The sequence below is a fragment of the Phycobacter azelaicus genome (genome assembly GCF_014884385.1).
GTDB classification, from domain to species: Bacteria; Pseudomonadota; Alphaproteobacteria; order Rhodobacterales; family Rhodobacteraceae; genus Phycobacter; species Phycobacter azelaicus.
The window spans coordinates 1,947,076-1,959,895 of record NZ_WKFH01000003.1 but is presented as its reverse complement, the minus strand read 5'-3'; the positions used below and the strand labels follow the sequence as shown (position 1 = coordinate 1,959,895).

14 protein-coding genes are annotated in these 12,820 nt (G+C 62.8%); 11 read left to right on the top strand and 3 right to left on the bottom strand.

The genetic code is table 11. The annotated features are described in order from the left end of the window. Nucleotides 1–14 precede the first annotated feature (14 nt). The 11 genes from INS80_RS10565 (at nt 15) to INS80_RS10515 (ending at nt 9,644) form a co-directional block, all read left to right on the top strand. Nucleotides 15–470 (top strand): universal stress protein, encoded by a 456-nt coding sequence (locus INS80_RS10565; protein WP_192965599.1) that lies wholly within the window; start codon nt 15–17, stop codon nt 468–470. A gap of 144 nt (nt 471–614) precedes the next feature. Beyond that, nucleotides 615–1,178 carry a NifU family protein gene (locus INS80_RS10560; RefSeq protein WP_192965598.1) on the top strand — a complete coding sequence of 188 codons (564 nt, stop codon included), beginning with the start codon at nt 615–617 and terminating at the stop codon, nt 1,176–1,178. 48 nt (nt 1,179–1,226) lie between these two features. Next, entirely contained in the window at nt 1,227–1,823 is a 597-nt protein-coding gene (gene tsaB, locus INS80_RS10555) for a tRNA (adenosine(37)-N6)-threonylcarbamoyltransferase complex dimerization subunit type 1 TsaB (protein WP_192965597.1), read from the top strand. 19 nt (nt 1,824–1,842) lie between these two features. Then, complete coding sequence (locus INS80_RS10550) at nt 1,843–2,241, top strand: GNAT family N-acetyltransferase (RefSeq protein ID WP_192965596.1); 399 nt, start codon at nt 1,843–1,845, stop codon at nt 2,239–2,241. 159 nt (nt 2,242–2,400) lie between these two features. After that, a complete protein-coding gene (locus tag INS80_RS10545) occupies nt 2,401–3,396 on the top strand; it encodes a BMP family lipoprotein (protein ID WP_192965595.1) in 996 nt (331 codons plus the stop codon). Nucleotides 3,397–3,570: 174 nt separating this feature from the next. Next, the gene (locus tag INS80_RS10540) at nt 3,571–5,100 is read left to right on the top strand and encodes an ABC transporter ATP-binding protein (protein WP_192965594.1); all 1,530 of its coding nucleotides are present in this window, start codon (nt 3,571–3,573) and stop codon (nt 5,098–5,100) included. Further along, nucleotides 5,101–6,195 carry an ABC transporter permease gene (locus INS80_RS10535; protein WP_192965593.1) on the top strand — a complete coding sequence of 365 codons (1,095 nt, stop codon included), beginning with the start codon at nt 5,101–5,103 and terminating at the stop codon, nt 6,193–6,195. Then, complete coding sequence (locus INS80_RS10530) at nt 6,195–7,202, top strand: ABC transporter permease (protein ID WP_192965592.1); 1,008 nt, start codon at nt 6,195–6,197, stop codon at nt 7,200–7,202. The genes INS80_RS10535 and INS80_RS10530 overlap by 1 nt, the downstream gene beginning before the upstream one ends. Before the next feature lie 229 nt (nt 7,203–7,431). Beyond that, nucleotides 7,432–8,352, top strand: coding sequence for a sulfite exporter TauE/SafE family protein (locus tag INS80_RS10525; RefSeq protein ID WP_192965591.1), 921 nt, complete (start codon nt 7,432–7,434; stop codon nt 8,350–8,352). Further along, nucleotides 8,349–9,131 (top strand): TIGR02186 family protein, encoded by a 783-nt coding sequence (locus tag INS80_RS10520; protein WP_439650938.1) that lies wholly within the window; start codon nt 8,349–8,351, stop codon nt 9,129–9,131. Before INS80_RS10525 ends, INS80_RS10520 begins: the two co-directional genes overlap by 4 nt. Before the next feature lie 96 nt (nt 9,132–9,227). Further along, nucleotides 9,228–9,644 carry a VOC family protein gene (locus INS80_RS10515; protein WP_192965589.1) on the top strand — a complete coding sequence of 139 codons (417 nt, stop codon included), beginning with the start codon at nt 9,228–9,230 and terminating at the stop codon, nt 9,642–9,644. Nucleotides 9,645–9,775: 131 nt separating this feature from the next. Here the strand turns inward: INS80_RS10515 and INS80_RS10510 are convergent, their stop codons facing one another. The 3 genes from INS80_RS10510 to INS80_RS10500 all read right to left on the bottom strand — a co-directional run bounded on the left by INS80_RS10510 (nt 9,776) and on the right by INS80_RS10500 (nt 12,774). Beyond that, the gene (locus tag INS80_RS10510; protein ID WP_192965588.1) at nt 9,776–10,516 is read right to left on the bottom strand and encodes an SDR family oxidoreductase; all 741 of its coding nucleotides are present in this window, start codon (nt 10,514–10,516) and stop codon (nt 9,776–9,778) included. Continuing rightward, entirely contained in the window at nt 10,513–12,048 is a 1,536-nt protein-coding gene (locus INS80_RS10505) for an ATP-dependent DNA helicase (RefSeq protein WP_192965587.1), read from the bottom strand. Before INS80_RS10505 ends, INS80_RS10510 begins: the two co-directional genes overlap by 4 nt. Before the next feature lie 84 nt (nt 12,049–12,132). Next, nucleotides 12,133–12,774 carry an acyl-homoserine-lactone synthase gene (locus INS80_RS10500; RefSeq protein ID WP_192967251.1) on the bottom strand — a complete coding sequence of 214 codons (642 nt, stop codon included), beginning with the start codon at nt 12,772–12,774 and terminating at the stop codon, nt 12,133–12,135. Nucleotides 12,775–12,820 lie beyond the last annotated feature (46 nt).

Sequence of the window (12,820 nt, the reverse complement as noted above, 5' to 3'; positions counted from 1 at the left end):
TGTGGAGGGATGAGATGCGCAAATTCCTGGTTGTGCTGGATGACAGTCGCGAATGTCTGAACGCCATGCGTTTTGCCGCCATGCGGGCGGCAAGCACGGGCGGTGGTGTGGCGATCCTGTCGATCATCCCACCCGATGAGTTCAATCATTGGATCGGCGTCGGCGAGGTCATGCGCGAAGAGGCCCGCGAACGCATTCATGCTCATTTCGAGGTCTTTGCCAAATGGATGCGTGACCGGCAGGGCGTCGATCCTGAGTTGATTATTCGCGAGGGCGAAGCCGTGCCCGAGATTTTGGCCCAGATTGATGCAGACCCCGAAATCGGCGTTCTGGTTCTAGGCGCAGGAACTGACCGCAAGGGTCCGGGACCGCTTGTGAACCAGTTGAGCAAGACCTCGGGCAGCCTGCCCGTGCCGATCACCATCGTGCCCGGGGATCTCTCCAAGGACCGGCTGGAAGCGATCACCTGACATCGGGGCGAATCCCTTTGATTACCTGCGCCCAAAGATCGTGTTTGCTGGCGCAGACGGGCCTTGCACATTTTAGAACCATTCCAAACCTTGACTTGTCGGTGCGCGGCGCGCATATCTGGCTCAGTTAAACGGAGGCCTCAGATGTTCATTCAGACCGAATCCACGCCGAACCCGGCGACGCTGAAATTCCTTCCGGGACAGACCGTTCTGGAGGCAGGAACAGCCGATTTCGCAACTGCCGAGGCAGCTGAGACCTCTCCTCTGGCCTCTCGGATCTTTGCGGTGAAGGGCGTGAATGGGGTTTTCTTCGGCAATGACTTTGTCACCGTGACCAAAGCGGATGATGTCGAATGGGACCACATCAAGCCCGCGATCCTGGGCGCCGTGATGGAGCATTACCAGTCCGGCCAGCCGGTCATCAACGCGGGAGGTGAGCAGGCATCCGGACATGCTGAACACTCCGGTGAACACGGTGAAGTTGTAAGCCAGATCAAAGAACTGCTCGACAGCCGCGTACGCCCTGCCGTGGCGCAGGACGGCGGCGACATCACCTTCCACGGGTTTGAGCGCGGCGTCGTTTACCTGCACATGCAAGGCGCCTGCGCCGGCTGCCCGTCCTCGACGCTGACACTGAAAATGGGCATCGAGAACCTGCTGCGCCACTATATCCCGGAAGTGACCGAAGTGCGCCCTGTCGCCGTATAAGCCGCACCGGCGGCGAGTCGCCTTCTGAGCGACAGGAAAGGATGAGGGATGACTGCCGAGCCACTTGTTCTGGGCTTTGACACATCGGCCGCGCATTGCGCGGCCGCTTTGCTGCGGGGGGACTCGGTCCTGGCAGAGGCTCTGGAGCCGATGGCGCGCGGTCAGGCGGAACGTCTGTTGCCGCTGCTGGAAGAGGTCCTGGCGTCAGCAGGGTGTACATGGGCGCAGTTGGACGCCATCGGCGTCGGTATCGGCCCCGGCAATTTCACCGGTATCCGCATCGCCGTCTCCGCCGCACGCGGCCTCGCGCTGGGGCTTGAGATTCCGACCGTTGGCGTCGATGGGTTTGAAGCGCGCGCCACCAAGGACACCTTGCCCGCAATCCCCGCGCCGCGCGATCAGGTCTATGCCGCCCTGCCCGATCAGGCACCGCGTCTGATGCCCCGCCAGGAGGCCGAAGACGCCGCGCGCGGTGCCGGGCTGGCCTTCGCGCCCGAAGCCTCGCCTGCAGGACTGGCCGAAGCCATTGCGCGCATTGCCGCGGCTAGGATGGGCGAAGACCTTGCGCCGCCTGCCCCGCTCTACTTGCGCGCGGCCGATGCCGCACCCTCACGCGATGTGCCGCCACAGCTGATCGATGGTTGAACTGCCAACGCCAGATCAGATGGCAACCACCCACGCAGCGGCATTTACACATTCACGTTCGTGGAGCGCAGATGAATTTGCAGCGCTTCTGGAGAGCCCCCTCACCCTTGCCGTCGGGGATGCGCGCAGCTTTGCGCTGGTGCGGATCATTGCCCAAGAGGCCGAACTCCTGACCATCGCCACTCATCCTGATCATCAGCGACAGGGCCTTGCGCGCCGGATCATGGAGACCTGGCAAAGGGAGGCCACCGCGCGCGGCGCAGCCGAAGCCTTTCTTGAGGTCGCAGCCGACAACATGCCCGCACAGGCTCTGTACCAGAGTTACGGATTCGCAGAATGCGGCCGCCGCGCCGGATACTACACGCGCAAAGGCGCGCCGGCGGTGGATGCCGTGCTTATGCAGCGCACCTTACGTTAGGCCATCTGCCCGGATTTCCACCGATTGGTCAAAAAGCGGTTGACCCTGTCCTAGCCCTGCGGGCTAAATTGCCGCACCTAGACCCTGTTCCCGGACAACCTATATGCCGGGTGGCCGGGCACCGGCCTTAACAATTAAAAACAACTTGGGAGTATCCACATGAGCCTGATGAAATCCCTGATGGGCGCATCGGCGGCACTGGCACTGACCGCAGGCGCGGCGCTGGCCGAACCGGCGCTGATCTTTGACCTTGGCGGCAAATTCGACAAATCCTTCAACGAAGCGGCCTTCAACGGCGCCAAACGCTGGGCCGAAGAAACCGGCAACAGCTTCCGCGAGATCGAGCTGCAGTCCGAAGCCCAACGCGAGCAGGCCCTGCGCCGCTTTGCCGAAGCAGGCTCCAACCCGATCGTGATGGCGGGCTTTGCCTTTGCCGATGCGCTGGGTCAGGTCGCTGCCGATTACCCGGACACAAAGTTCACCATCATCGATATGGTCGTCGATCAGCCCAACGTGCGCTCGGTTGTCTTCAACGAGCATGAAGGCTCCTACCTGGTCGGCATGATGGCGGCTGAAGCATCGAAATCCGGCACCGTCGGTTTCATCGGCGGCATGGACATCCCGCTGATCCGCAAATTCGCCTGCGGCTATGCCCAGGGCGTGATGGCCGCCAACCCCGACGCCAAGGTCATCGCCAACATGACCGGCACCACCCCGGCGGCCTGGAACGATCCGGTGAAGGGATCCGAGCTGACCAAGGCGCAGATCAGCCAGGGCGCTGATGTTGTCTATGCGGCCGCAGGCGGCACAGGCGTGGGCGTTCTGCAGACCGCTGCCGATGAAGACATCCTGTCGATCGGCGTGGACAGCAACCAGAACCACCTGCACCCCGGCAAGGTTCTGACCTCGATGATGAAACGTGTCGACAATGCTGTCTACGAAGCCTTCAGCGATGGTCCCGACATGGAAACCGGCTTCTCGGTCATGGGGCTGGCCAATGGCGGTGTGGGCTATGCGCTGGACGACAACAACGCGCCGCTGGTCTCTGCCGAAATGCAGGCCATGGTGGACGAGGCCGCGGCCAAGATCGCCTCGGGCGAGCTGAAAGTTCATGACTACATGTCCGACGACAGCTGCCCGGCGCTGACGTTCTGATCAGTCCGTGCCCCGGCCCCGCGCGCTGCGCGGGATCGGGGTCAGTTCTGCCCGGAGGCTGCCTTGAACGCCGCCTCCGGGTTTGGTTTTTATGACCCCTTCGGCAAAGCGCTCTGCCGATACCGTGGATCTCTGGCCTGCCGGTGCACTCCACGAGACTGTTGAGGAGCCAGAATGACGGCACCAGCGATTGAACTCAAAGGCATTTCCAAGGCCTTTGGCCCGGTCCAGGCAAACAAGGACATCTCCATCAGCGTCGCCCCCGGCACGATCCACGGAATCATCGGTGAAAACGGTGCGGGCAAATCCACGCTGATGAGTATTCTTTACGGGTTTTACAAAGCCGACAGCGGAGAGATCTGGATCAACGGCAAGAAGACCGAGATCCCCGACAGCCAGGCCGCCATTGCCGCCGGCATCGGCATGGTGTTTCAGCATTTCAAACTGGTCGAAAACTTCACCGTGCTGGAAAACATCGTACTGGGCGCAGAGGACAGCGGCCTTCTGATGCCCTCGCTGCGGCGTGCCCGCAAAGAGCTGAAGGCGCTGGAAGAGGAATACGAGCTGTTCGTGGATCCCGACAAGCGCATCGACGAGATCGGCGTCGGCATGCAGCAGCGGGTCGAGATCCTGAAGGCGCTATACCGCAAGGCCGAGATCCTGATCCTGGACGAGCCCACCGGCGTGCTGACTCCGGCTGAGGCCGACCAGCTGTTCCGCATCCTTGACCGCCTGCGCGCCGAAGGAAAGACCATCATCCTGATCACGCACAAGCTACGCGAAATTATGGAGGCGACCGATACCGTCAGCGTCATGCGACGCGGCGAGATGACCGCGACCGTGAAGACCTCCGAAACCAACCCCGAGCATTTGGCCGAACTGATGGTGGGCCGCAAGGTGCTGTTGCGCGTCGATAAGGTGCCCGCCCAGCCCGGCAAGCCGATTTTGGAAGTCGAGAACCTCCGCGTGGTTGACGAGGCAGGCGTGGAGCGCGTCAAAGGCATCGACCTCAACGTGCGCGCCGGAGAGATCCTCGGCATCGCGGGCGTTGCGGGCAACGGTCAGTCCGAACTGCTGGAGGTGCTGGGCGGCATGCGCCCCGGCACCGGCACCATTCATCTCAATGGCCAGCCCCTGCCCCTGTCGGGCGCGGGATCGGACGGGCGCGCACGCCGCACCGCCCATGTGGCCCATGTGCCCGAGGACCGCCAGCGCGAGGGCCTGATCATGGACTTCCACGCCTGGGAAAACGTCGCCTTCGGCTATCATCACGCGCCGGAATACCAACGCGGCCTGTTGATGGACAACGCGGCCCTGCGCGCCGATACCGCCGCCAAGATGGAAAAGTTCGACGTCCGCCCGCCCGATCCCTGGCTTGCCGCCAAGAATTTCTCGGGCGGCAACCAGCAGAAGATCGTGGTTGCGCGTGAGATCGAGCGCAACCCGGATCTGTTGCTGGTCGGCCAGCCCACACGCGGCGTGGACATTGGCGCCATCGAATTCATTCACAAGCAGATCGTGGCCTTACGCGATCAGGGCAAGGCGATCCTGCTGGTCTCGGTCGAGCTGGAAGAGATCCTGTCCTTGTCTGACCGGGTCGCGGTGATGTTTGACGGCATGATCATGGGCGAACGTCCCGCAGATCAAACTGATGAGAAGGAACTGGGCCTGTTGATGGCCGGTGTCGCGGGGGAGGCCGCGTAAATGGACAAGATGCCGAAATGGGCCGACGTGGTCCTGATTCCGCTGATCAGCCTGCTGCTGGCGGCGATCCTCTCTGCCCTGGTGATCCTCGCCATCGGCGAAGACCCGGTCGCCGCCGTCAAGATGATGGTAACCGGCGCTTTGGGCTCCACCTATGGCTGGGGCTATACGCTTTATTACGCAACGAACTTCCTGTTCACCGGCCTTGCCGTCGCGGTGGCCTTCCATGCCCGCATGTTCAATATCGGCGGCGAAGGTCAGGCGATGCTGGGCGGCCTCGGTGTTGCCTTGGTATGCCTCTACATTCCCTGGCCGCACTGGTCGATCGCCCTGGTCTTTGCCACCCTCGGCGCGGCGCTGTTTGGCGCAGCATGGGCCGCAATCCCAGCCTATCTGCAGGCCAAGCGCGGCAGCCATATCGTGATCACCACCATCATGTTCAACTTTATCGCCGCTGCGGTGCTGAACTATGTTCTGGTCAATGTACTGAAGCCCGCAGGTGCCATGGACCCGGCCACGGCGCGCTTTGCCGAAGCCGTGCACCTGCCCAGCTTGCATGAGCTGCTGGCGCCCTTTGGAATTGCTTTTTCGAAATCCGCCCCGGCCAACGTCAGCCTTCTGGTCGCCGTCGCCGCCTGTTTTGCCGTGTGGCTGCTAATCTGGCGCACTCGTCTGGGCTATGAGATCCGCGCTTATGGCCATTCGGAGCCCGGCGCGCTTTATGCCGGGATTTCACCGGTGAAGATCACCATGATCGCCATGCTGATTTCTGGTGGTCTGGCTGGCATGATGGCGATCAACAACGTCATGGGCGAGGCCGAGCGTCTGGTGCTGAACTCCACCGAGGGCGCCGGTTTCATCGGCATCGCCGTGGCCCTAATGGGCCGCAGCCATCCCTTTGGCGTCTTCCTGGCCGCGATCCTCTTTGGCTTCCTCTATCAGGGCGGCGCGGAACTGGCGCTCTGGACCTCGATCCCGCGCGAATTGATCGTGGTGATCCAGGCCTTGGTGATCCTCTTTACCGGGGCGCTCGACAATATGGTGCGGATGCCGCTTGAAAAGCTCTTCCTTGCCTTTCGGAAGGAGAAAGCCTGATGGACGCCCTGACGATCATCCAGGTGCTGGACAGCACCATCCGTCTGGCAACGCCGCTGCTGCTGGCCTGTCTGGCCGGGCTTTATTCCGAGCGCGCGGGCATCTTCGACATCGGCCTTGAGGGCAAGATGCTGATGGCGGCCTTCTTCTCTGCCGCTGTCGCTGCGCTGACCGGCAATGTCTGGCTGGGGCTCCTGTCGGGCATCGCCTCATCGCTGGTATTGGCGGGGCTGCACGGGGTGGCCTCGATCACCTTCCGGGGCAATCAGCTGATCTCGGGCGTTGCCATCAACTTCTTGGCCGCCGGCATGACCGTGCTGATCGCGCAGGACTGGTTCCAGCAAGGCGGGCGCACGCCCTCGCTGCTGGCCGAGGGGCGCTTTGGCGGGATCGAGCTGCCCTTTGCCATCGGCCCCAGCGATGCGGCAGAGGCGGGACGCCCCCTGTCCGAGCTGATCGCCGAGGCAGGCATGATCCAGCAGATCTATTCCGAACTGCTCTCGGGCCATTCGATCCTGGTCTATGCCGCTTTCCTCTGCGTGCCGCTCACCTGGTGGGTTTTGTTTCGCACCCGCTTCGGCCTGCGCCTGCGCGCGGTGGGGGAAAACCCGGCGGCCGTGGATACAGCCGGGGTGTCGGTCGTCGGCCTGCGCTTTGCCGCGGTGGCGATCTGCGGGCTGTTGTGCGGCATCGCAGGCGCCTATCTGGCAACCGCCCTGCAGGCCGGTTTCGTCAAGGACATGACCGCCGGGCGCGGCTTCATCGCGCTGGCCGCGCTGATCTTTGCCAAGTGGCGCCCCTGGCACGCGATGGGAGCCTGTCTGTTGTTCGGCCTGTTGCAAGCCGTTGCGCTGCGCTTCCAGAACATCGAGCTTGGCACAATCACCATCCCGGTGCAGGCGATGGACGCCCTGCCCTACATCCTGACCGTGGTGATCCTGGCCGGTTTTGTCGGCAAGGCGATCCCGCCGCGCGCGGGTGGAGAGCCCTACGTCAAGGAGCGCTGATCACAGCTTGATTTTTCGACCTTGAAACCGCCCGGATCCGCACCGGGCGGTTTTCCTTTTGGCGCAGTCGGCTCACCTGCGGTTGCGTGAGACCCAGACCTTTCAATGCGCCCTCATCCTTCACCGTTTTCAGTGCCATAGGTCCAGATCGCTCCGGTTTATCGGTCCTGAATGCTGCGGGGCGGCATCGCCAGTTGATTTTGCCACGGCAAAGCGGTCTAACTGAATCATGCAGATCTACCTTCCCATCGCCGAAGTCTCGGTCAACGCCTTCCTTCTTCTGGGCCTTGGAGGAATGGTTGGCATCTTATCCGGCATGTTCGGCGTTGGCGGTGGCTTCCTGATGACGCCGCTTCTGTTTTTTATCGGTATTCCCCCGGCGGTGGCCGTTGCAACCGAAGCGAACCAGATCGTAGCCTCCTCCTTTTCCGGCGTGCTGGCCCATTTTCGAAGGCGTACCGTAGACATAAAGATGGGGCTTGTCTTGCAAGCGGGCGGTCTCATTGGCGCGGCCCTCGGCGTTGTCGTCTTCAACCATCTCAAAGAGCTTGGTCAGGTCGATCTACTGGTCAAGCTTTGCTATGTCGTCTTTCTTGGCGTTGTGGGCGGGCTGATGTTCATCGAAAGCCTCAATGCCCTGCGCAAATCCCGCAAGCCGGGCGCAGGCGCGCCGGTACGGCGCCAGCGCGGCTGGGTGCATGCTTTACCCTTCAAGATGCGGTTCCGAACCTCCGGGCTTTATATCTCGGTCATCCCCCCGATCATGGTTGGTGTCGTTGTCGGCATTCTGGCCGCCATCATGGGGGTCGGCGGTGGATTTATCATGGTGCCTGCCATGATCTACATCCTCGGAATGCCAACCAAGGTCGTTGTCGGCACTTCGCTCTTCCAGATTATCCTCGTCACCGGCTTTACCACCATGCTGCATGCGACCACCAACTACACGGTGGACATCGTGCTGGCGGTGCTGCTGCTGGTGGGCGGCGTGATTGGCGCCCAGATCGGCACCCGCATCGGCACCTACCTCAAGGCCGAGCAACTGAGAATTCTCTTGGCGATCATGGTCCTTGCAGTCTGCGGCAAGCTGGGTCTCGACCTTCTCATCATGCCGGACGAGTTGTTCTCGCTTGGCGTTGCGGGGGGGCATTGATGCGCGGCCTGCTGTCAGCCCTGCTCTGCACGCTCTTTGCTGCAACGGCACTTTCCGCCGCCGAAGCGCGCGAAGAGGTCGTGCTCGGCCTCAGCCAGAACCGCGTTGCGATCACCGCCGATTTTGACGGCTCAGAAATTTTGATCTTCGGCGCGGTAAAGCGCGAAACCCCCATCCCCGACACCGATCCGCTTGAAGTGATCGTGACGGTGGCCGGCCCTGCCTCTCCGGTGACCGTGCGCCGCAAGGAGAAAAAGTTGGGCATCTGGGTCAACGCCGACAGCGTGCTGGTGGATTCTGCGCCCAGTTTCTACGCCGTGGCCACTAGTGGCCCCTTCGAGGACGTGCTCAGCGATACCGAGGATCTGCGCCACCGCGTTTCGGTCGAGCGCGCGATCCGATCGGTCGGGGCGGCGATGAACATCCGCGGCGCGCAGGACTTCGCCGACGCTGTGGTGCGGATCCGCCAGGACGAAGGGCTTTATTCGCTGCGACCCAGTACCGTTGCCGTGGATCAGCAGACCCTGTTCCGCACCGCGATCGACATGCCTGCGAACCTCACCGAAGGTGCCTACACGACCCGCGTCCTGCTGACCCGTGGTGGCCAGGTCGTGTCCGCCTACGAGACCGTGATCGACGTGCGCAAAGTCGGCCTCGAGCGGTTCCTTTATGCGCTGTCTCGCGAACAGCCCTTCATCTACGGGATCATGTCGCTGGTGATCGCCGTCCTCGCAGGCTGGGGCGCCTCGGCGGCCTTCCAGCTTCTGCGGGACAGGTAGGCGAACGGTGCCGTGCCTGCACGTCGGGTGTCATGACGGACCCCAGATGAGATTTCATCCAAGGACCAAGGTGTATCGCGCAATGGGACAGATTGCATGATCGCCTATGTGACCGTGGGTGCTGATGACATTCCGCGCGCCAAACAGTTCTATTCTGCCTTCCTGCCCGCCCTTGGCTATGAGCTGTCGGAGGGAAGCGAGGGCCTAAGCTATGCCTTGCCGGTTGAGCCGGGGCAGTCGCCCACTCAGCCTGATTTCTACGTCAAACCTCCCTTCGATAGCGAAGCGGCCTCGGCTGGAAACGGGGCGATGGTGGCGTTCGAGGCGCGCAGCCAGGACCAGGTCCGCACCCTTCATGCCGCTGCCTTGGCCGCAGGCGGCACCGACGAAGGGCAACCGGGCTTTCGCGCTGCCTATGGACCCAGTTTCTTTGTCGGCTACCTGCGCGACCCGCAAGGCAACAAGATCGCATTGTTCTCCTGCAACCCGGCCGAGCCAGGACGGGATGGGTAACCCCTCGGTCACGGGTGAAATGATCATTACCTCTCGAAACCCGCGCCGCGCCCCGCGCGGTGCCGGGCCCAACGGGATGAGGGCTGCGCAAGCAGCTTGAAGACGGGCGGGAGCGCCCCGCCCTACCGTCCTCAACCCCGGCCGATATAGGGCATCTTGGTGGCCATCACCGTCATGAACTGCACGTTGGCCTCCAGCGGCAGTTCGGCCATGTGCAGGACCGAGCGCGCCGCGTCCTCTACCGCGAAGGTCTGCATCGCCTCGCCTTCGGGATTGGCCATGGAATGGCGATGGCTCAGGTCCTCTACCATCGGCGTGCGCGCATTGCCGATATCGATCTGCCCGCAGGCGATGTCAAAGGGGCGCCCGTCCAGCGACAGGCTGCGGGTGAGGCCGGTGATCGCCGCCTTGGTTGCCGAATAGGGCACCGAGCCGGGGCGCGGCACATGGGCGGCGATGGAGCCGTTGTTGATGATCCGCCCGCCCTGAGGCGCCTGATGGCGCATCTGCCGGAAGGCTGCCCGTGCCGCCAAGAACATGCCGGTGAGATTCACGTTCACTGCGGCGTGCCAGTCTTCCAGCGCGATTTCGTCGATGGTGCCGGGGGGCGTGAAGATACCCGCGTTGTTGAACAGCACATCCAGCCGCCCCGCCTGCATGGCAAAGCTGTTCACCGCGTGGTCCACAGCCGTGGCATCGGTCACATCAGCGGGCAGCACATAGGCGCGGTCATGGCCCAGCGCCACATCGGCCAGCTTGTCGGCACGGCGTGCAAGCAGCCCCACGGACCAGCCCTGCGCCAGGAACAGCTCCGCCACCGCCTTGCCAATGCCCGAGCTGGCACCCGTGATCAGAATCGTCTTTCGGCTCATATCGCGGCTTCCTCCTCTGCCTCTAGTGTCAATGCGGCCACGGGGGCGGCACGCAGATCGTCCACGCGCAGCGGCCCCGAAGGTTTGGCCAGCCGGTTGCGCACCACCCAGATCAGCCGCTCCTGCGCACGGGTGATCGCCACATAGGCCAGGCGCTTCCACAGGGGTTGTCCGGCCTCGACGCGCCCCATGCGAGCGGCGGCGTATATGTCGGGAGCAAAGACCTGCGCGGTTTCCCACTGCGACCCTTGGGCCTTGTGAATGGTCACCGCCGCGCCGTGAAGGAAGGTCGCCCCCATCCGCGCAGCATAGGGAATGAAGGGCTCTTCCTCGTCCGGTTTCTCGATCTTCACGATGGAGGCGGCGGAGACCTGCGGATCCTCAGCACCCATCACATGCAGGCGCGAGAAACCGGGCTTGCGGCCGGGGCCGAGGTAGATCACCTGCGCGCCCTTGATCAGGCCGCGCGCCTCGAGGTCCAGCCGTTTCTTGCGGTGTTTCAGCGGCAGTTCGATCCCGTCGCAGATCAGCGGCTCGCCCTCGATCAGCGCATCCTCGGGGGCGCCATGCACGCTGCGAAAAGCGTTGATCAGACGAATGCGTGTCGCGTTGCGCCAGACCAGAACGGGCGAGCGCGCCATCAGGTCCACCTCGACACGCTGTCCCCAGACCACGCGGGGGTCGCGGCGGGCGGTGTCTTCGACCATGCGTTCAAAATCCTCAAACCCCAGCTCTGGATCCGCCAAGGCATGGGCGAGGTCGAGGATCGGGTTGTCGGCCTCCTGCCGGTGAATGCGGCTGAGCACCTGCTTGCGCGGCTCTGGCAGACCATCGAACACCATGGCGCCCGACTGGTTCACCGGCGCCAGCTGGGCCGGATCGCCAAACAGCAGGAGAGTCGGGAAAATCTCTTTCAGGTCCTCAAACTGGCGATCATCCAGCATCGAGGCCTCATCGACGAAACCGATGTCTAGGGGCTCCTCACGGCGCTTCCATCCGGTGATGAAATCGGATCCGCGCAGGCCTGCGGCGGCCAGGGCGCCGGGGATCGATTTGTTGCGCTCGTAAAAAGCGGCGGCGCGGGCAAGAGCCTCGGGCGTCAGGCCCTCGATCTCGGGCTCGTCACCATTGCCGGCCAGCCATTCCGCGATGCGCTCATATTCAGGATCATAGACGGGGGTATAGAGGATCCGGTGGATCGTGGTCGCGGGCACCCCGCGCAGGCGCAAGACGCTGGCGGCCTTGTTCGTCGGGGCAAGGATCGCAAGCGTGCGCTTTCCGTTCTTCTTACGGCTTTCATAGTCGCCCGAAACCACCTCGACACCGGCCTGCTCCAGCGCTTTGTAGAGTTCAGCCAAAAGCAGCGTCTTGCCCGATCCGGCCTTGCCAATGACCGCCATCACGCCCGCATCGCCGCGCGGCGGGTGCAAGAGACCATCGTCCAGATCGACACCGGCCTCGCGCAAAAGCTGGGTCACGCTGTCATAGGCCGTGGCCTGGTCATCAGAGAACTGGATAAGAGGCTGTGTCATGGCGCGACACTACAGCCGGTGGGTCGGCTGCACCAGCGGCAACCGACCCGGGAACAAGCAGGGATTATTTACTAGGAACGCAAATCAACCGGTCATCGCCATCGGTGCGACAGGTCCGGCATCGCCAAAGGCGCGTTCGAACCAAAGCCGAGAAAGCTCGGGCGCGATGCCCGCACGTTTGGCCACCAGATCGTAGCTTTCGGGCGTGAACTCCCAAAGGCCGACGTTGATCTGATCACGCCCTTCACCTTCGGTGCCCAGTACCTCAGGGCTGGAGCCGATGGCGCGATAGATGCGCACCATGCGCTTGTCGAAGACACCCACGAAATGACGCACACCAAAATTGCGCATTATCTCGCCACCGCCCAGCATCAAGGCGCCGGCAACGCGGGAAGGTGCGTTACGCGACAGGCAGAACCGCGTGCACTCCCAGATCAGCGGGCTGACAATGGGCGCCCCGCCGGTCAGATGGCCAAAGATTTCATTCACCATGACGCGTCCCGTGGTGGGAAGAAACCGCATCGAACCACCATGGCTGCCATCGGGCATTTCCCAGATCACATAAAGCGGATCCAGCGCGTCATATTGGTCTCGCTCTTCGCCCTTGGAATCAACATTGACCTCCCAGCCCAGCCGAGTGCGGAATTGGTCAGCGCGATCCGTGAACATGGAGTGGGCCAGTTCCGGGTATTTGTGAAGGTCGTGTCCGTAGATGTATCGAAGCATTTGCATTGTCCCCTTTAGCTTGAAATGCAGGGACAGAATACGGCCT